The sequence below is a fragment of the Coxiella endosymbiont of Ornithodoros maritimus genome (assembly GCF_907164965.1).
Lineage (GTDB): Bacteria > Pseudomonadota > Gammaproteobacteria > Coxiellales > Coxiellaceae > Coxiella.
This window is the reverse complement of the sequence record NZ_CAJRAM010000053.1, coordinates 1-19,636: the sequence shown is the minus strand read 5'-3', so window position 1 is coordinate 19,636 and position 19,636 is coordinate 1. Positions and strand designations below refer to the sequence as shown.

Genomic DNA, 19,636 nt, shown 5'->3' with positions numbered 1-19,636 from the left:
TCAACCCCTATAATCAATTGCTTCAATTAAAACAAACCTTTCCATTAATTCCGCCTGCTCAGAAGATAAATTCATCGCTTTCCTTCGTGTACGGAGATCCCTTGAAATTCCCTTTGCTGTCCCCATATGACTATCACATAATACGAACCCAGTTTTTTGAGAGGAAGAGGATATGGCTGAAATTATTGGTATTGATTTAGGTACCACCAACTCTTGCGTTGCAGTTATGGAGGGTGGTAAGGTGCGTGTGATTGAAAACGCCGAAGGTTCCCGCACGACACCCTCGATTGTGGCCTATACAAAAGATGGGGAAGTATTGGTCGGCGCTTCCGCCAAGCGTCAAGCCGTTACTAATGCGGAGAGAACCTTGTACGCCATCAAGCGATTAATTGGACGTCGTTTCGACGACGATGTGGTTCAAAAAGATATTAAAATGGTGCCTTACAAGATTATCAAAGCGGATAATGGCGACGCGTGGGTAGAAGTCAAAGATAAAGAGGGTAAATTTCAAAAATTGGCGCCACCCCAAATTTCTGCCCAAGTTTTGATAAAAATGAAAAAGACGGCGGAAGATTATCTGGGCCACGAAGTGAAAGACGCCGTCATTACCGTTCCTGCTTACTTCAACGATTCCCAGCGTCAGGCGACTAAAGACGCGGGTAAAATTGCCGGCCTTAATGTTAAACGGATCATCAACGAACCTACTGCGGCAGCTTTGGCTTACGGGATGGACAAGAAAAAAGGCGATCGTAAAATTGCTGTTTATGACTTAGGTGGCGGTACCTTTGATATTTCCATCATAGAAATTGCGGAAGTAGATGGCGAACACCAATTTGAAGTATTGGCAACAAATGGAGACACTTTCCTAGGCGGTGAAGATTTCGATCTTCGTTTAATTGATTATTTGGCCGGCGCATTTAAAAAAGACGAGGGAGTGGACTTGCACAACGATCCACTGGCGTTACAACGATTGAAAGAAGCTGCTGAAAAAGCAAAAATTGAGCTTTCATCGAGCCAGCAAACGGATGTTAATTTGCCTTATATCACGGCGGATGCCTCAGGTCCCAAACACTTAAATATTCGCCTCACACGCGCAAAATTAGAATCCCTTGTCGAGGATTTAGTGGGGCGCACCATTGAACCATGCAAAGTGGCGATTAAAGATGCCGGCCTTAAAGTCTCTGAAATCGATGATGTGGTTTTAGTGGGCGGGCAAACCCGGATGCCGAAGGTCCAAGAAGCGGTGAAAAATTTCTTTGGCAAAGAGGTACGTAAAGATGTAAATCCCGATGAAGCCGTTGCTATCGGCGCTGCTATTCAAGGTGCTGTATTGTCCGGTGATGTTAAGGATGTGTTGCTGTTGGACGTTACTCCGCTTTCTTTGGGTATTGAGACCTTGGGCGGCGTGATGACGAAGCTCATTGAGAAAAATGCCACCATTCCAACTAAAGCAAACCAAGTATTTTCAACTGCGGATGACAATCAAACGGCGGTCACCGTCCATGTGTTGCAAGGGGAACGTGAAATGGCTTCCGCCAATAAATCGTTGGGTCGTTTTGACCTTTCCGATATCCCGCCTGCGCCGCGCGGTGTGCCGCAAATCGAAGTTACTTTTGATATCGATGCTAATGGTATTCTTCACGTGTCGGCGAAAGATAAAGCCACAGGCAAAGAACAATCCATTGTAATCAAGGCGTCCAGTGGGCTTTCCGATGAGGAAGTGGAAAAAATGGTGAAAGACGCGGAAGCGCATCGTGATTCCGATCGGAAGTTCCATGAGTTGGTGGATGCGCGAAACCAAGCGGACGCGATGATTCACGCTGCTGAAAAATCGATGAAAGACCTCGGTAATGAAGTATTAGCCGACGAAAAGAGCGGTATTGAGAAAGCGGTCAATGAGCTTAAGGAAGCCATGAAAGGAAATGATAAAGACACTATTGAAGCTAAAACAAAAGCGCTAACGGAACATTCCTCAAAACTGGCTGAGCGTGTGTATGCTAAAAAAGGCGGTGCTGCTGGCGCTCCTTCGGGAGGCGAAGGTGAGGGTGAGCCTCAAATCCAAGCTGGAGGCAAAAAAGAAGATGTCGTTGATGCCGAGTTTGAAGAAGTCAAAGACGAAAAGAAAAAGGACGAAGATAAATAGACTAAAGAAAGCAGCGTACGGGAGTAGCCGGCATGAGCAAAGCGAAATGCGGGAGACAACATAAAACTCACGCATTTCGCTTTGCTCATGCCGGCTGGGGCAGGATAAAAAGCAAAACTTGGAAATAAAATATCCCATGGCAAAACGCGATTATTACGAAGTCCTTGGTATCAATCGAAACGCGACGGAAGCCGAAGTTAAAAAGGCCTTTCGCCGTTTGGCGATGAAATACCATCCGGATCGCAACCCCGGCGATAAAGGCGCCGAGGTAAAATTTAAAGAAGCGCGAGAAGCCTATGAGGTCCTTTGTGATTCGCGCAAACGTGCTTCCTACGATCAGTTCGGCCATGCGGGTGTCGAGCAAACGTTTGGTGGTGCTAGCGGTTTCGGTTTTGGCAATCTTGGCGATATTTTCGGCGACATCTTTGGAGATATTTTTAGCGGTGCTCGCGGCGGCCAGGCACGCGAACAGCGTGGTGCTGATCTTGCCTATGAACTTGTCTTGAGCTTGGAAGAAGCTGTTCATGCTCTTAGCCGAACGATTAAAGTACCGACTTGGGTCAACTGCAAAATTTGCAATGGCAGTGGTGTGAAAAAAGGCAGCAGCCCTGCTACTTGTCCGCGCTGTAATGGGTCGGGCCAAATGCGAATGCAGCACGGTTTTCTGAAAGTTCAACAAACTTGCTCCGTTTGTCGGGGTAGGGGCCAGGTGATTAAAGATCCCTGCACGGATTGTCACGGGCAAGGCCGCCAGCAGCAAACAAAAACCTTATCGGTAAAGATTCCTCCTGGTATCGACACGGGCGATCGTATTCGTTTGGCGGGCGAAGGCGAAGCCGGATTATTTGGAGCGGCGCCCGGTGATCTCTACGTCCAGGTTCGTGTCAAACCTCATCCTCTTTTCCACCGCGAGGGCAATGATTTACATTCCGAAGTGCCAATTGATTTTACTACCGCTGCGTTAGGCGGCGAAATGGAAATTCCTACTCTCGATGGAAGCGTCCGATTAACGATCCCTCCTGAAACCCAAGGCGGAAAACAATTTCGCTTGCGAGGAAAGGGCGTCAAGGCTTTACGCAGTGGTGCTGTCGGCGATTTAATTTGCCACATCGTTGTCGAAACTCCTGTAAAACTAAGCCCTGAGCAAAAAGACTACCTCAAACAATTCGCTGAGCTCCTAAAAAAAGACGAAAAAAATCATAGTCCACGCACGCGAAACTGGTTTGACAGCGTGAAAGATTTCTTCACTTCCAAATAAAAAAGCCTGCATCAGCAGGGTTTTTTTAACTTTCTTCTAAGAAAAGACTGTTGCCAAGACGTTCTGAGAAACCACGTTTTATCAAAGAAAAAGCTAATTCGAGGTCTGGACTTATAGCAAAGAACATGCGGATTTTTTTGCATGCGCCTTTGCCGAATGTTGCGTTTAGCTGGCGATTGGGTCATCCGTTTTTACGGATAATAGAAGGGTATTATTATGTGAGAATCTAAATATGATCCTTGATCAAGCAAAAAAGAATTATTTATTAGTCTATTGAATCATAAACTAGAAGAATTGCAAAAAATACAAATAACCTTACAGAATCCAGCAAAGATGCTTTCGTTTCGAGCACACGATGGGTTAGCATTGCCTCAAGCTGGGTGAACTGGTTTGTTTTTGGAAAAATTTCAACCCTAATTATGATCTATCTTTTTTTTAATTACACTGAATTTGAAATCATTAATCCAAATAAGACCTGACAAAATTAACAAGCAGTCAATTAATAAAGGTGATCTTGAACCGGCTTTATCGTGCCAGGCACCTGCCAATGCGGGCACGAAAATAAAAGTTGAAGTTATGAGTAACAATGCAACATCGACGGTGGCGGGTGAAAACCGTAAACTAATTTGCAGCCATAAGGCTAAAAATACAACGAGAGTTAAAGAGATTGAACAGCACAACAAAATAAGATTTCCGGAAAAGAATTTTTTAATAACAAATAATTGTAAATCCAGCAATGGATTTGAAGAACGCCATTCTATTTTTATAAAATAAAAAACGCTAATTAGCGCCACCGCAAAACAAACGACAACCCAAACACTCGTTTCGACCTGATAAATTCAAGGCATTACTAGGAAAAGATTTCCAACAAATTGAAAAAATTATTCATTTGACTTCGCGTCATTTACATTAAAATGCGTTCTGCTGCCTTTATCGGGAGCTACTGTCAGATAAGTACAAAACAAGCAAATAAGCCAAATAGGAATATTAATTCCAAAAAAACCAACACCAATTTAAATACTGAGTTAAAATACCACCAATAAAAGGCCCTAATGCGTAAAATAAATTGGAAAATCCAACAATCACCCCAAATTCTTCTTGAGGAAAGTGACGATGAACAATGACAGTGATACAAGGCATTAGCAAACTCGCTGATCCCTTGTAAAATACCTCCTATGAGCATGATATAATTCGTTTGTGTCAAGGCGCAGATAATGAAGCAAGAAGGAAAATGATAATTACAAGCGAAAATATTCGACGATGCCCGCAAATATCCGATAATTTCTCCGCTTGCCCTATCCCATACAAAAATTGAAAAACGGGCATGGTTTGGATATTGTCAATTTTGCTCATGTGGGGTGTTTTAGCGAAAATTATACAATTTTTAAATTGTTTCAAGGTTTTTAAATCATGGGGGCGAATTTTAGTCGCCAATTTAATTTCAATAGCTTGAATTATTTTTTGTTAGGCAAATGATATCCACTTCGCCTTTTCCTTTGAAATAAAAAGTTTTTTTAAGCGGCGATAGTGATTTACTACGCATGCTTCTCTTCTACAAGAGTATTTACTGTATGAGTAATAAAAGGGTCGGTAAAATGAAATTTTCGATCTTTTCTAGGATAACCTTGTTTTTTGTTAGGATGAAAGGCCTGTAAATTAATTAAGAGGCCAATTCTTTCTAATAATCGACTTAACGACGAGTAAGAAATTTTTGAAGCTCCAACCGTTTGTAAAGCTGTAAAACAGCAAGCGAAGTATCTTCATTTTTATCTTGTTTTAAAAAATCGCCTCGAATCCATTGCTTATAGGTTACATAGGTCGCTGTCGTGATTTCATTGTATTCTGTAAGATCATTGATCGCTCGCAAGTAGCCACCGGGTTGAAGATAATTCTTGAAGAAAGTAGCGAGCATTTCGATCGTCGGTTCTTTTTGAAGAAAAAGTAAATTAACATATTCTGAAAAAAGTAAAGGATAAATATGAAAATCAGTTTAACTTGCTTTTTCTCGTCGGCCAGGGAAGCGCATAGCGGCCTCTTTTAAAATCAGAGTATCGTAATAACTGTTAAGAGGAAAAACCCCCTCTTAAAACGGTCTTCATCCGCGAATGCTTTATAACGCGATCCCAATTTCCAACAAAGGTAACTTCGTCAATAATGAGTAAAAAAGACTGATCGGATGCTTCATCCAAAAAAATTGTAACATTTCCCCCAACGTTTTTTTATCCTGAATTTGGTCACATCACAGGGTAAATAAAAACTTGCTTAGGCGACGGCCATTCTTTTCGAGCCAATCACGAATGAGTAAATTTAGAAGAGGTTCACTTGCCCACTTAGCTCCCGCCCGTCAAAATATAAATCCCAGGCGTGTTTGGCGTGATAAGTTCCCAGCAGTGGGGAGAGTATTGGTAACGCAATTCGGATAATTCGCGTAAGTGGGGGTCAAGTTGTTTAAAAGCGTTTAGGCTTTCTCGGAAGAAGTTGTGAATAGCGTAAGATTCTTGCATCGATACACCCTATCATCACTAGACAAATTTATCCAGTGAGATGGGGTCAGTCTTTGGTTTTCCGGCCGGGGCTTCACTTTCCTTTACCAAAGCAATTTTGATTTTTTCATCCCGCAAAAGTCGTAGTGGTTTGTTAGGCAAGAAAAAACTGATGCCGAGTGTTGAAATTAGTAAAAAACCCGCAAGGACCATGCCCATTGAAAAAGCAAATGTCAAAACCGATTTTAGCAGCAGATGCATATGATTTATTTCGGAAAGTGAAAGCCCTGATAAAATATGTTTTTCCACCGCAGGGTTTGATAGCAAATGAGTGAGTTGTTGATCGCTCACTTGAGAGAGTTTTCCCGTCGTATCGAAATGAGAATGGATCAAACGAGCGTGTTCGATGTTGCTTATGACAGAACCGATCATCGCCACTCCTAAAACTCGGCCTAACTGGCGTATGCCATTGGAAATTCCCGATGCCATACCCATTTGCGACAACGGCACGCTACTGATGTTGGTGGCCATTACAGCCGAATAAACCAAAGCTGGGCCTAAACCAAATAACAAAAACCCTGGAAACATCGCTGAATAGTGACCTTTAAGTGCCGACAACGCGATCCAAAAAGACCCCAGGGCAACCACTCCTGATCCCATCAGGACAGGAAGGCGAGGACCGTATTTATCCCGTAACATACCTCCGAGCGGCGCCATAAACATAACCGGAATCGTCACAGGTAAATAAAACAAACCCGTGGCCGCCGGCGAATACCCCATCACTTTCTGTAGCAGAATTGCCCAAAAAACAGAAGAACTAAAAGCACAAGTAAAGAAAAGCAAGCATAAATTGGCGCTTAAAAAAGTTTTTCGAGTAAATAAAGAGAAAGAAACGATTGGGTCAGGCGCTTTTCTTTCAACAAAAATAAAAGCGATCGCAGAAAATGCGGCAATAACAAAAAGTAAAATAATCTCTTTAGAACTCCAGCCCAAATTAACGGCCTCTATAAGGCCAACGACTAGCGTTGCAATAAAGAGGCTAAAGGTAAGGAATCCCAGCCAATCTAAAGGCTTTAGGGTATCCCGCTGATTTTCCCTCGCAGGAACAGCAACAATGGTCAGACCAATGCTGAGTAAAGAAATCGGAACATTTATCCAAAATACCCAACGCCAGTTAAAATAATGAGCGAGTAACCCGCTTAATAACGGGCCCAAGGAAAGAAAGATAGAGGCAACGGCAACGTATAATCCCATAACTTTGCCTCGTTCACTTTCCGAAAAAGCGTGCGCCATCATCACGCTCGTCACCGGAATCATAAATGCGCCTCCGACGCCTTGAATAATCCGACTGGTTAGCAGCCAATAACTGGTTTGTGCGGCAGCACAAAAGATAGAGGCTAAAACAAAGATAATTATTCCCGCCAAAAAGGTGCGCTTATGACCTAAAATATCACCTAATTTACCACCGAAAATAACTAATGCAGCCAATGATAATAAATAAGCATTAATGACCCATTGAAGCATAACGTTACTCAGGCCTAAATCTTTTTGAATAGGAGGTAGGATGACGGAAATGGCAGTTTGATCTAAAAATGCAACTGACAACGCGCCCGACATGGCAACGAAAATCCACCATTTGCGATTTTTTTCAGTGATCTTGAACATGATTACCTTTAAGGTATTCGAAATCGAAAAAGATTCTAAAGTAACTCAAACTTCACGGCTTGGTCAAACAATTTTCAGATTAAGCTACCACTATGAATTCTTCCTTCCCATTCCCCCTTGAATCGCTTATCCTTTTGTAAGTTTTGTTTTCACATGAGTAAGAGGGTGCTGCCGCGATGGGCGATTTCGATTTGCTCAATGGACGAAAGCCGGCGATTTTGGCATTAGCGGATGGTAATGTTTTGTGTGGATATTCTATCGGAGCGGATGGGCAGACGGTCGGAGAGGTCATTTTCAACACCACTCTCACCGGTTATCAAGAGATTTTGACGGACCCCTCGTATGCGGAACAAATCATAACTTTTACCTACCCCCATATTGGCAACGTGGGTGTCAATATGGACGATCAAGAATCGCGGCGGATTTGGGCAGCCGGATTAATTATCCGAGAATTGTCACCGATCGTAAGTAATTGGCTCGCTCAACAAGCATTAAGTGATTATTTAAAATCCGAAGAAATAATAGGTATTGCAGGCATTGATACTCGACGTCTTGTACGATTGATCCGTGAAAAAGGAGCGTTACACGGATGTATTGTTGCAGGAGATGGCGCGCAAGCAGAGCAAGCACTAAAAAAAGCGCGCGTTTATAAGGGCTTGAAAGGAAAAGATCTAGCAAGAGCTGTTTCAACGACAAGGGTACAAACTTGGCAGGAAAGAAGTTGGAATCAGGCATCCGTTCCCCACGTATCTTCTCGAGCTTACCAAGTGGTTGTTTATGATTTTGGTTTAAAGCAACAAATTTTGCGACTTTTAGTCGACCAGGGTTGTTTGGTCACAATCGTACCGGCTGAAACCAGTGTTGAAGAAGTGATTGCCTTGAAGCCCAATGGAGTTGTGTTTTCTAACGGACCTGGTGATCCAGCGGTTTGCGATTATGCCATTGCAACGGTTCGAGAATTCCTGGAAAAAGGCGTTCCTTTATTAGGCATTTGTTTAGGATTTCAATTGTTGGCATTAGCATGTGGCGCTAAGACCGAAAAAATGAAGTTCGGTCATCACGGAGCGAATCATCCGGTTCAAGCGGCGGAAACGCGGCGTGTGTTTATTACGAGTCAAAATCACAGTTTTGCGGTGGATGAGAATAGTTTGCCGGCTACTTTACGCGTTACGCACCGTTCGTTGTTTGATGGGACATTGCAAGGGATTGCTCATAAAACGAAGCCAGCGATTGCTTTTCAAGGACATCCGGAAGCCAGCCCTGGACCGCATGACATGCGGGAGATCTTCGAGGAGTTTGTTAAATTAATGAGAAACTCCACTTAAGCCAAGTGGTAAAGACTAAAAACTTAAAACTCGTCATTCCCGCCTGCGTGGGAATGAGGAATCCTAAAATTGAAATAAAAAACGATGCCAAAAAGAAACGACATAAAAAGTATTTTAATAATCGGTGCAGGCCCAATCATTATTGGTCAAGCCTGTGAATTTGATTATTCAGGCACTCAAGCATGTCGCGCATTACGCGAAGAAGGTTATCGCGTTATTTTAGTCAATTCCAACCCCGCCACTATTATGACCGACCCCGATTTAGCGGATGCAACTTATATCGAACCCGTTCATTGGGAAGTGATCGCAAAGATCATCGAAAAAGAAAAACCCGATGCGTTATTACCCACCATGGGGGGGCAAACCGGTCTAAATTGTGCATTAGATTTGGTGCGCGAAGGCATTTTGGAAAAATATGGAGTAGAATTAATCGGCGCCTCCCGCGAAGCTATTGATAAGGCGGAAGACCGCTCGTTATTTCAAAAAGTCATGTTGAAAATTGGCTTGCAAACGCCAGTCTCAGGATTAGCGCATTCTATGGAAGATGCTTGGAAAATATTGGAGCAGGTTGGTTTTCCTGCCATTATTCGCCCTTCTTTTACACTCGGTGGTAGCGGCGGTGGTATCGCATATAACCGGGATGAATTTTTAGATATTTGTACGCGCGGCTTGGAATTATCGCCAACCACCGAAATATTAATTGACGAATCAATTGCCGGCTGGAAAGAATTTGAATTAGAAGCCGTGCGGGATAAAAATGACAATTGCATCATTGTTTGTAGCATTGAAAATTTTGACCCCATGGGCATTCACACGGGTGATTCAATCACGGTAGCACCTGCACAAACATTAACGGATAAAGAATACCAACACATGCGAGATGCTGCCATTGCTATTTTGCGTGAAATCGGGGTGGAGACAGGGGGTTCTAATGTGCAATTTGGGATTAATCCCGATGACGGACGCATGATCGTCATAGAAATGAACCCGCGGGTGTCACGCTCTTCGGCACTCGCCTCGAAAGCCACGGGCTTTCCAATCGCAAAAATCGCTGCAAAATTAGCAGTCGGTTACACTTTAGATGAATTGAAAAATGAAATTACCGGTGGCCGAACGCCGGCTTCCTTTGAACCGACAATTGATTATGTCGTCACCAAAATTCCCCGTTTTAATTTTGAAAAATTCCCGGAGGCCGAACCCCGATTGAGTACTCAAATGAAGTCTGTCGGTGAAGTCATGGCGATTGGGCGAACTTTTCAGGAATCTCTACAAAAAGCTATTCGCGGTTTAGAAGTAGGGATTTACGGCTTAGAGTCTAAAATAAAACTTGAGGAAGAGCTATCAGCAGACGATGTAAGAATCCGCGAAAAAATAAAAAAAGAATTACGTTTTGCAGGTCCCGAACGCTTATGGTACCTGGCAGATGCTTTTCGCATCGGTTTAAGTTGTGATGAAATTTACGATTACAGCAAAATTGACCGCTGGTTTTTAGTTCAAATCGAAGAGCTTGTCCAGCTGGAGAAATCCCTTGCGAATAAATCCTTAAAAAAATTATCACGAGATGAATTATTTTATTTAAAGCGCAAAGGTTTTTCCGATCAACGCTTGGCGCAGTTGTTACAGACCACTGAAGACCGCGTTCGCCGCTTTCGTCACAAATTCAAAATTCGTCCGGTTTATAAACGGGTCGATACTTGCGCTGCTGAATTTGCGACGGATACCGCCTATCTTTATTCGACTTACGAAGAAGAAAATGAGTGCGCCCCGACCAAGCGAAATAAAATTATGGTCTTGGGCAGCGGCCCCAATCGTATTGGCCAAGGGATTGAGTTTGATTATTGTTGCGTTCATGCGGTATTGGCTATGCGGGAGCTAGGTTATGAAAGCATTATGGTTAATTGTAACCCTGAAACAGTTTCTACAGATTTTGATATTTCAGACCGATTGTATTTTGAACCGTTAACATTGGAAGACGTTTTAGAAATCGTGTCGATCGAAAAACCAAAGGGAATTATTGTGCAATTTGGTGGACAAACTCCATTGAAATTAGCTAGCGCTTTGGCTAAAGCACGTGTTCCTATTGTAGGAACAACTCCAGACGCTATTGATCGTGCAGAAGATCGGGAACGTTTTCAAGCTTTAATTCAAGGATTAGGATTACGACAACCGCCTAACGGAACTGTACGAAACGTCGAAGAGGGACTGCGGTTGGCAAAAGTATTTGCGTATCCTTTGATTGTTCGTCCTTCCTATGTGTTGGGCGGTCGTGCGATGAAAGTGATTTATAGTGAAAAAGAATTAACGCGCCACATGACCAAAGATGTAATTGTTTCTGATGGCGAACCTTTATTACTGGATCGATTTTTAGACGACGCTATTGAGGTGGACGTGGATGCGATTTGCGATGGCGAAAATGTGTTAATTGGGGGTATCTTGGAACATATTGAACAAGCTGGAGTTCATTCCGGGGATTCCTCTTGCGCATTTCCCCCGCACAGTTTAAGTCCTGAAATCCAAGAACAATTGCGCGAGCAAGTCCGGCTAATTGCCAAAGAATTAGGGGTAGTGGGACTTATCAACACTCAATTTGCTATCCAGAAAAATGAAATTTATGTGCTTGAGGTTAATCCGCGAGCTTCGCGCACCGTTCCCTTTTTGGCTAAGGCTGCGGGGATGCCGCTTGCTAAAATTGCCGCGCGCACGATGGTTGGCGTCTCCCTAACGGACCAAAAGCTAATGGGAGAGTTCCGACCGCGTTATTTTGCAGTGAAAAAACCGGTTTTCCCTTTCAATAAGTTTTTAGGAGTGGACCCTATCTTAGGCCCAGAAATGCGATCCACCGGCGAAGCGATGGGCATTGCGGAGAGCTTTGGACAAGCCTTTGCCAAAGGACAATTGGCAGGGGGGGACGTTATGGCAACAAGTGGACGGGCTTTTGTCAGTGTGCGTGATGCAGATAAAAAGCGGGTGCTTAATGTCGCTCACTCCCTTGTGGATTTGGGTTTTGAAATCGTGTCAACGCGTGGCACCGCCAAAGCCCTCCAAGTGGCCGGAATCCCGTGCATCGTGGTAAATAAAGTCAACGAAGGTCGTCCTCACATCATTGATATGATTAAAAATGATCAAATTAGCTTTATTATCAATACCACTGAAGGAGAGCAGGCGATAGAAGATTCTCATACCATCCGAACCAGCGCCGTGCAGCACAAGGTGTGCTATACAACGACCTTAGCGGGGGGGGAAGCAGCCGTTTCTGCTTTGCAGTCTACTCATTCGGGAGAAATCCATCGGTTGCAGGATTTATAAAAAAGACAGCCGGCTGTCTATCGTTAAAGTTATAGATGCTCTTATTTGGGTTCTCTTAGGTAAAGGACATCGTTGTCTATTTTAAGGTATTTTCACCGTAACGAAGCGTCGTGCCGGCCGTAATATCCCCTCGATTCATCGGTGAACAAAAATTAGCGACGCCCAATCTGGCAATATTTGCTTTAAATGCGGCAGATTTGGTAGCACCGATAGGGAGCAAAGCGCCTTTCACTTTCTCTTCACCAACTAACACCGTACATTCATTTATATTAAAAAATATATTAAAAAAACATAAATATGACAGAACCCATTGAAATAACTAAAGTTTTAATTATCCGCCTTCCCGTTACCTCCTTTTGCTTAAAAGCAACAGAATAAATATAGCTGTCCCGGTATTTTATGCAAATCGCACATTATGTTACACTTCCTTTTTTGGGTTGGTGGTGAAATGACAACAATGCAAACAATTATTCCCATTACTGTTAACGGTGTTACCAAATTGCGAGCCGAACTTGAAACACTTAAAACGGTGGAGCGGCCGAAAGTGATTGCCGCTATTGCGGAGGCACGGGCGCACGGCGACCTTAAAGAAAATGCCGAATACCACGCCGCACGAGAGCGCCAAGGTTTTATTGAAGGTCGTATTTTGGAAATTGAAGCGAAACTTGCTAATTGTCAGATTATTGATATTTCCCAAATCCCGAATGAAGGTAAAGTGATTTTCGGGGCAACAGTGACTTTATTAAATTTAGAGACAAAAACCGAAGTGACCTACCAGATCGTGGGTGTAGACGAAGCTAACCTCAAAGAAAATAAAATTTCAATTTCTTCCCCCACCGCTCGTGCGATGATTGGTAAGTACATCGAAGACGTCATTGAAGTGACGGCTCCTGAAGGGCTGGTTGAATACGAAATCGTGGACGTGGAATATCTACAGTAGCATATTATTATCCACGAGTACTAAAGATAAAAACTTAAACCGAGATCCCCCCCCTCTTCATCCCAGCCCACTACGTGCACAACGCGCCAAAAGCGCGTTAGATGCCGCCTGCGCGGGATCACCAAAAAAATGAAAATTGCTGTGACTTGTGGGTAATGATATAGATTAGGGTAGACAGCGGCAACCGTTGTCTCGTTAGAAAAGCGCTTTAATCGTTCCGAAAATAAATACATACATGAAACTTATATAAAGGGCCGTTCATATATACCAGAGGATGATAAAAAGCCTGTCTTTTTCTATAAGTCCAAAACTTTTAACTATTATTAAAAGAGCGAATAAAAAATTACTGAAAGGGATCGCCAAGGTTAAGAAAATTGCAAGATAAGGGGGAACAATTCCACTCATAATTTTCATGAAACCTTTCGTCATGAAGAGTAAAGTCTCGGTTTTAAAAGACGCTTTATTTTAACTAAAAAAAGGCGATACCTTATGAATAATTTTTGAACCTCCTCGTAAGGAATTGCGCGTTAACCAATAAATTTGGGTAACCAAAGTGCTTTTCGCACAATAATCATTTGAAAGTCAAAAATCGCGATAGGAACACTAAAAATAAAAGTGACGCTAGAAATTGCCAAAAACCGTAAGGCACTCGGCAATGCGAAAAACAATAACACTAGCCCAAAGGCGCGGTAGTCTAATTTTTTCAAAATATCATGATAAGTTATTTTTCCATGATGTTTATGCTGAGCAATCTCTCTCAAAATATCGGAGGAACGCCTGGCATGATTTATTTCTTCCATTTAATGTTACAGCCCTGGCTGGGTTGTTGGTTGGGATCGACAAGGTTTCCTGCTAATATATTATCCAATGCGCTACCAAGGTCTTTTCCGGTGACCGGAGTGTCCCGGCCGGGGGTGGCATTGTCGAATCGTCCACGGTAAACGCAAGCGAGATTTTTATCAAAAATATAAAAATCAGGGGTACATTCCGCGTGGTAGGCTTTTGCAATTTCTTGACTTTCATCAAATAAATAGGGAAAAGGATAATCAAGTTCTTCAGCCGTTATTTTCATTTTTTCTGGAGAATCTTCAGGATAGTTTTCGATATCGTTAGAATTAATAGCAATAAACTGAATGCCTTTAGCTTGGTATTTTTTTGCCACTTCCACTAATTTTTCTTGGATATGTTGCACAAAAGGGCAATGATTACAAATGAACATAATAACTGTCGCTTTATTTGATTTTAATTGAGTGAGTGACATTTTTTTACCGCTGACAGCGTCGGGCAAATTAAAATCCGGGGCTTTAGTGCCAAGCGGAATCATCTTAGAAGGCGTTAGGGCCATCGATTTTCTCCTTAACTAGTTAAGGTTTTAATTGCTTTTAGTACTAATTCGGTAATAGCATTCCATTGTTGGCTTTCAACGAGATTTTTTGGCGCAAGCCAAGAGCCTCCAACGCAAATGACATTTTTTAACGAGAAATAGTTTATCATATTTCCTTGGTCGACCCCACCGGTGGGGCAAAAACGGATAGCAGGAAAAATACTCATAAAATTACGCAATGCCGCAAGCCCTCCGTTTAATCCGGCGGGAAAGAATTTCAAAAAAGAGAGCTTGTGTTGAATCGCTAATAATATCTCAGAGGGCGTAGCGATGGCGGGTAAATAAGGGATATTTTCTTTTTCCGCCATTTCAATCAATTCAGTTGAAATCCCGGGACTTACCGCAAAATCCACGCCCGCCTGTTTGATTTCAAAAAATTGCGCCGGTGTTATAACCGTTCCGGCTCCGACGGTACATTCAGGCATTTTGCTTTTTAATAGTTCGATAGCCCCGAGCGCAACCGGGGTCCTTAAAGTGATTTCAAACGTGGTTATGCCGCCTTCCATTAAAGCATTGGCAAGCGGTAAAGCATGTTCATACTTATCAAATACGACGACAGGAAGGATAGGGGTTTTTTTAAGAATATTATGTATGTCCATTTCCCTAATTTTATAGGCTTTCGTTATCCGCGCTGGCTTGCGCAGAACGTCAAGAATCGAAAAACACCCTAACCCTATCACTCATTGGCACACGCGTAAAGCTCGCGTATACTCATAACCCCATCAATTAGGGTGAGGGTGGCATGCTTTTAAAAGATAAAGTTGTTATCGTAACAGGTTCCACGACAGGAATCGGCGCTGCCATTGCGACAGCTTGCGTGGCTCAAGGAGCCAAAGTAATGATCCACGGTCGCGATGAATCGCGAGCCCGTGAAATGGTTCAAAAATTAAGTAAGGAAAAATCCTCCTATTATCTGTCGGAGCTTTCCGATGAAAGTATTCAAAGCAGTTTGAGGTTAGTCGAGGCGACTTTGGACCATTTTGGTCGCGTGGATAGTTTGATTAACAATGCAGCCAAATCCCCGCGCAATGATATCGACAGCGTGACGGTGGAAGAGTTTGATTGGATTGTGCGCCTTAATCTTCGTGCGCCATTGTTTTTAACGCAAGCGGTCGTGAAAGTGTTTAGAAAACAAACTGAAGGGGGCACAGTGGTTAACATCGGTTCGATTAATGCTTATTGTGGTGAGGCTGTTTTATTAGCTTATTCGATGACAAAAGGTGGATTAATGACGATGACACGTAATTTAGGAAATTCGTTGAGTAAGGAAGGTATTCGCGTTAATCAACTCAATGTGGGATGGACGCTAACAGAAAATGAAAGAAAAATTAAAGAAAGCCAAGGATTTCCAGGAAATTGGGAATCTAAAATTCCGTCAACTTACGCGCCATCTGGACGTTTGGTTTATCCTGAGGATGTCGCACGACATGCAGTGTTTTGGGCATCGGACGTTTCCGCGCCGACAAACGCAGTGGTTTATGAGTTGGAACAATATCCAGTGGTTGGCCGGAATTTAATTAATGAAATTCCATTAGATATTTTTAAATGACGACGTCGCATAATTATTTGGAGTGAAAATATGAAAATTACGGATGCAAAAGTTTTTGTATGCTCCCCGGGTCGCAATTTCGTAACCGTAAAAATTTACACGGATGAAGGAATATACGGTTTGGGCGACGGAACGCTAAACGGTCGTGAACTGGCTGTCGCTTCTTATTTAGAAGATCATCTTCTTCCCTGTTTGATTGGTAAGAACCCTTCGCAAATTGAAGATATCTGGCGATATTTTTATAAAGGCGCTTATTGGCGCCGCGGTCCAGTGACTATGTCAGCTATTGGCGCTATCGATATGGCGCTTTGGGATATCAAAGGGAAAGCTTTAAAGACACCAGTTTACAATTTGTTAGGCGGCCGCAGCCGGAAAGGTGTGATGGTTTATGGTCATGCGAATGGAAAAGATATCGAAGAGACGGTTGATGAAGTGGGTAAATATATTGAAAAAGGCTATCTCGCCATTCGTGCTCAGACAGGCGTTCCTGGGTTACCAAGCACTTATGGTGTTTCCCCTGATAAACTATTTTACGAACCCGCCGAAAAAGGATTGCCTCCTGAAAACGTTTGGTCTACTGAAAAATACCTCAATCATGTTCCTAAGTTATTTAAAAAATTACGTGATGTTTATGGAGATGATCCGCATCTGTTACATGATTGCCATCATCGGTTAACGCCAATTGAAGCGGGCCGTTTGGGGAAAGAATTAGAGCCTTACCATTTATTTTGGTTAGAAGACACAGTGCCTGCTGAATTACAAGAAGGTTTTCGTATTATTCGCAACCACACCACCACGCCGCTGGCCGTTGGTGAAGTATTTAATGTGATTTATGATTACACCACCCTAATTACGGAACAATTAATCGATTATATTCGCATGTCGATTGTCCACGGTGGGGGCCTGACACCTATGATGAAAATCGCTTCATTTGCCGATATTTACCACGTGCGAACCGGTTGCCATGGCCCAACGGATGTCTCCCCCGTTACGATGGCAGCAGCTTTGCATTTTGAAACGACGATTAACAATTTTGGCATTCAGGAGTTTATGCGTCATACTTCTGAAACTAACGAAGTTTTTCTTCATCATTATTATTTTGAAAACGGCTATCTCAACGTCAAAGACGAGCCGGGGTTAGGTGTAGATTTCAATGAGAAACTCGCTGCAAAATACCCTTATGAGCGAGCTTATCTGCCGATTAATCGCAAGTTAGATGGAACTATGTATAATTGGTAAGAAATCCTTTATTAGGGATATTGTGAGGAACTGAAGAGAGAAAAAACGATGGAAATATTCTACTAAGCCTTTTTACTGTTTTCAGTAACCGCGGCTCTCGCTGCACTAGAAACTGAGTTTACCGATTCTAATAAACCCGTTGTGGTTTCGGCCGATTCTCCTCACATTGTGCTAAAAATAAAGTCCAACTCAACAACGGGTTATTCGTACTTCCTCCTCGTTACGACCACCGCCTGCTTTCGACGGAGGGTCACCAGTACATTCCACACCTTTTCGCTAAAATCAGATAAAATTATCCTGACTCCCAAAACTCACCCGAAAGGCAGTTTGTCTTCCATACCACGATTATGCTACAAAGTGATTTTTCGCTCTTTTTTTGCGCATTCTGCGGCTGTGATTTAGACAAGATAGATGACTATTCCGGTGAGCTATTCGAGGAATGAAGGCACTAGCTTAGTTTTGACATCTTATGGATTCCATGGCATAAATTCACCTGCTCCCGGAGCAGTGTGTTGAACTGAATGGAAAACAGCATGAGCAAAAAAAACGTCTTCTACGCCCAATCGGGCGGTGCTACGGCGGTGATTAATGCGACAGCCTGCGGAGTCATCCAAACAGCCGCTCAATATCCCGCTAAAATTGGAAAAGTTCTGGCGGGGCGTAACGGGATTATCGGTGCTCTTAAAGAGGAGCTCATTGATACCAGTCTGGAATCTCTTGAAAATATCGCCGCTTTGCGGCACACTCCTTCGAGCGCTTTTGGATCCTGCCGGTATAAACTTAACAATATCCATCACGATCGTCGTCAATATGAACGGCTTGTCGAAGTTTTTAAAGCGCATGATATCGGCTACGTGTTTTACAATGGCGGTGGGGATTCCCAAGACACCACGCATAAAATTTCGCAGTTGAGCCAAATAATGGATTATCCCCTGGTTTGCATTGGTTTACCCAAAACCATCGATAACGATCTCCCTTTTACTGATAATTGTCCAGGCTTTGGTTCTGTTGCTAAATACATTGCTGTTTCCACTCAAGAAGTGGCTTTGGATGTACGAGCTATGTGTGCGACCTCGACCAAGATTTTTGTTCTGGAGATCATGGGACGCCACGCCGGCTGGATTGCGGCGGCGTCTGCATTGGGAAAATCTCAACCTGACGACGCGCCACAACTGATTCTATTTCCCGAGGTTCCCTTCCAAAGTGAACAATTCCTAACAAAAGCAAGCAGATCCGTTGAAAAAAATGGATATTGTGTCATTGTGGCTTCTGAGGGTATCCGTCATCCCGACGGACGATTTGTAGCCGAATCAGGATTGCACGACGCTTTTGGGCATGAACAATTAGGAGGGGTAGCACCTATTTTAGCAAGGTTGATCAAAAAACGACTTGATTTTAAATGTCATTGGGCCGTTGCGGATTATTTACAACGAGCGGCCCGTCACATTGCCTCTCAAACGGATCTTGATCAAGCGTACGCTCTAGGAAAAACCGCCGTAGAATTCGCGCTTGCTGGAAAATCCGATGTAATGCTAACCATCCAACGTGAACTGGGTCCTGGTTATAAGTGGCGCATCGGCACGGCTCCCTTGTGCGAAGTCGCTAATGTGGAGCACAAAATGCCAAGCAATTATATCAGCCAAGACGGATTTAGCATCACAGAAGCTTGCTATACGCATCTCAAACCTCTGATTGAGGGGGAAAGCTACCCCCCTTATAAAAATGGAGTCCCCGATTACGTCACCCTAAAAAACCAGTTGGTTGCAAAGAAATTAAAGGAAGCTTTTGCTGTTTAGCTTACTGGCCTTCTTCTTCTCCAAAGCAGGCGTTTTTTCAGAATGGATGATAACAACGAACTTCAATTTTCGTCCGTTGACGGGAACGCTCTAAGGGGGCGGGTACTCTGTAAACTAATTTTTGTCGCCGAGGCACTCGAAAAGCGTCTGCATTTACAGCAAACTGCCAATGGGGATGTTGGGAGATGCCGATGGCTCCAAAGGATGGTAATCTCACCTTGCCATTATATACGGTTCCGCCACTTTGCTAGCAAGTAGTATAGGGTAATGAAAAGTGCCCCTCCTTAAAGAGGGCGTTATAATGCGCCAACATAGAGTTTCTATTTTTAAAAAAAGGAGCAGGGCCATGAAAGATATTAAAATACTTGGTGTTGGTATTTATTGCAAAAGGGGTTTTTCAACTGTGTGGGATTGATGAGTGGGGTAAGGTGATCCACACGAGAGGGGTTAGGCGCTCAATATGTGTCCACTGTGGCAAGGCCTTAAGGTGGCTTGTGTGGTTGATAGAAGCGTGTGGAGGCGCGAACCATTGGTATCGGGTTCATGGG

The 19,636-nt window shown here is 43.2% G+C and carries 11 protein-coding genes and 7 pseudogenes; 9 read left to right on the top strand and 9 right to left on the bottom strand.

The window, feature by feature from the left end:
• The first annotated feature begins 172 nt into the window (after positions 1 to 172).
• Together dnaK and dnaJ are read left to right on the top strand one after the other, a co-directional pair.
• The gene (gene dnaK / locus OWO34_RS05790; protein WP_267256859.1) at positions 173 to 2,143 is read left to right on the top strand and encodes a molecular chaperone DnaK; all 1,971 of its coding nucleotides are present in this window, start codon (positions 173 to 175) and stop codon (positions 2,141 to 2,143) included.
• A 136-nt stretch (positions 2,144 to 2,279) separates the two neighbouring features.
• Positions 2,280 to 3,401 carry a molecular chaperone DnaJ gene (gene dnaJ, locus OWO34_RS05785; protein WP_267256858.1) on the top strand — a complete coding sequence of 374 codons (1,122 nt, stop codon included), beginning with the start codon at positions 2,280 to 2,282 and terminating at the stop codon, positions 3,399 to 3,401.
• 461 nt (positions 3,402 to 3,862) lie between these two features.
• Here the strand turns inward: dnaJ and OWO34_RS09830 are convergent.
• The 4 genes and pseudogenes from OWO34_RS09830 to OWO34_RS05770 all read right to left on the bottom strand — a co-directional run.
• Positions 3,863 to 4,225 (bottom strand): annotated as a pseudogene (locus OWO34_RS09830) (MFS transporter); the annotation flags it as partial.
• A 74-nt stretch (positions 4,226 to 4,299) separates the two neighbouring features.
• Positions 4,300 to 4,685: pseudogene (locus OWO34_RS09825) on the bottom strand (MFS transporter); the annotation flags it as partial.
• Positions 4,686 to 5,905: pseudogene (locus OWO34_RS05775) on the bottom strand (AAA family ATPase); the annotation flags it as partial.
• Between the two features lie 18 nt (positions 5,906 to 5,923).
• The gene (locus OWO34_RS05770; protein ID WP_267256857.1) at positions 5,924 to 7,549 is read right to left on the bottom strand and encodes an MFS transporter; all 1,626 of its coding nucleotides are present in this window, start codon (positions 7,547 to 7,549) and stop codon (positions 5,924 to 5,926) included.
• Between the two features lie 117 nt (positions 7,550 to 7,666).
• On the opposite strand from OWO34_RS05770, the pseudogene carA reads away from it, so the two are divergent.
• A pseudogene (carA, locus tag OWO34_RS05765) lies at positions 7,667 to 8,874 on the top strand (glutamine-hydrolyzing carbamoyl-phosphate synthase small subunit).
• A gap of 84 nt (positions 8,875 to 8,958) precedes the next feature.
• The gene (carB, locus tag OWO34_RS05760; protein ID WP_267256856.1) at positions 8,959 to 12,180 is read left to right on the top strand and encodes a carbamoyl-phosphate synthase large subunit; all 3,222 of its coding nucleotides are present in this window, start codon (positions 8,959 to 8,961) and stop codon (positions 12,178 to 12,180) included.
• A gap of 76 nt (positions 12,181 to 12,256) precedes the next feature.
• Here carB and OWO34_RS05755 read toward each other — a convergent pair whose 3' ends face one another.
• Complete coding sequence (locus OWO34_RS05755; RefSeq protein WP_267256855.1) at positions 12,257 to 12,433, bottom strand: hypothetical protein; 177 nt, start codon at positions 12,431 to 12,433, stop codon at positions 12,257 to 12,259.
• A 162-nt stretch (positions 12,434 to 12,595) separates the two neighbouring features.
• On the opposite strand from OWO34_RS05755, the gene greA reads away from it, so the two are divergent.
• A complete protein-coding gene (gene greA / locus OWO34_RS05750; protein WP_267256854.1) occupies positions 12,596 to 13,120 on the top strand; it encodes a transcription elongation factor GreA in 525 nt (174 codons plus the stop codon).
• A gap of 195 nt (positions 13,121 to 13,315) precedes the next feature.
• Here greA and OWO34_RS05745 read toward each other — a convergent pair.
• From OWO34_RS05745 to eda, 3 genes and pseudogenes are all read right to left on the bottom strand, one after another.
• Positions 13,316 to 13,920: pseudogene (locus tag OWO34_RS05745) on the bottom strand (exopolysaccharide biosynthesis protein).
• On the bottom strand, positions 13,908 to 14,465 hold the full coding sequence (locus OWO34_RS05740; RefSeq protein WP_267256853.1) for a thioredoxin family protein: 558 nt from the start codon (positions 14,463 to 14,465) through the stop codon (positions 13,908 to 13,910). The pseudogene OWO34_RS05745 and the gene OWO34_RS05740 overlap by 13 nt, the downstream one beginning before the upstream one ends.
• Positions 14,466 to 14,476: 11 nt before the next feature.
• Entirely contained in the window at positions 14,477 to 15,184 is a 708-nt protein-coding gene (gene eda, locus OWO34_RS05735; RefSeq protein WP_267256852.1) for a bifunctional 4-hydroxy-2-oxoglutarate aldolase/2-dehydro-3-deoxy-phosphogluconate aldolase, read from the bottom strand.
• 62 nt (positions 15,185 to 15,246) lie between these two features.
• On the opposite strand from eda, the gene OWO34_RS05730 reads away from it, so the two are divergent.
• The 3 genes from OWO34_RS05730 to OWO34_RS05720 all read left to right on the top strand — a co-directional run bounded on the left by OWO34_RS05730 (position 15,247) and on the right by OWO34_RS05720 (position 19,088).
• Positions 15,247 to 16,053: an SDR family NAD(P)-dependent oxidoreductase gene (locus OWO34_RS05730; RefSeq protein WP_267256851.1), complete on the top strand. Its 807-nt coding sequence runs from the start codon at positions 15,247 to 15,249 to the stop codon at positions 16,051 to 16,053.
• 30 nt (positions 16,054 to 16,083) lie between these two features.
• Complete coding sequence (manD, locus tag OWO34_RS05725) at positions 16,084 to 17,292, top strand: D-mannonate dehydratase ManD (RefSeq protein ID WP_267256850.1); 1,209 nt, start codon at positions 16,084 to 16,086, stop codon at positions 17,290 to 17,292.
• A gap of 533 nt (positions 17,293 to 17,825) precedes the next feature.
• Positions 17,826 to 19,088: a 6-phosphofructokinase gene (locus OWO34_RS05720; RefSeq protein ID WP_267256849.1), complete on the top strand. Its 1,263-nt coding sequence runs from the start codon at positions 17,826 to 17,828 to the stop codon at positions 19,086 to 19,088.
• On the opposite strand, the pseudogene OWO34_RS05715 reads toward OWO34_RS05720, so the two are convergent.
• A pseudogene (locus OWO34_RS05715) lies at positions 19,065 to 19,260 on the bottom strand (hypothetical protein); the annotation flags it as partial. The gene OWO34_RS05720 and the pseudogene OWO34_RS05715 sit on opposite strands and share 24 nt — an antisense overlap.
• Before the next feature lie 174 nt (positions 19,261 to 19,434).
• On the opposite strand from OWO34_RS05715, the pseudogene OWO34_RS05710 reads away from it, so the two are divergent.
• A pseudogene (locus OWO34_RS05710) lies at positions 19,435 to 19,636 on the top strand (IS110 family transposase); the annotation flags it as partial.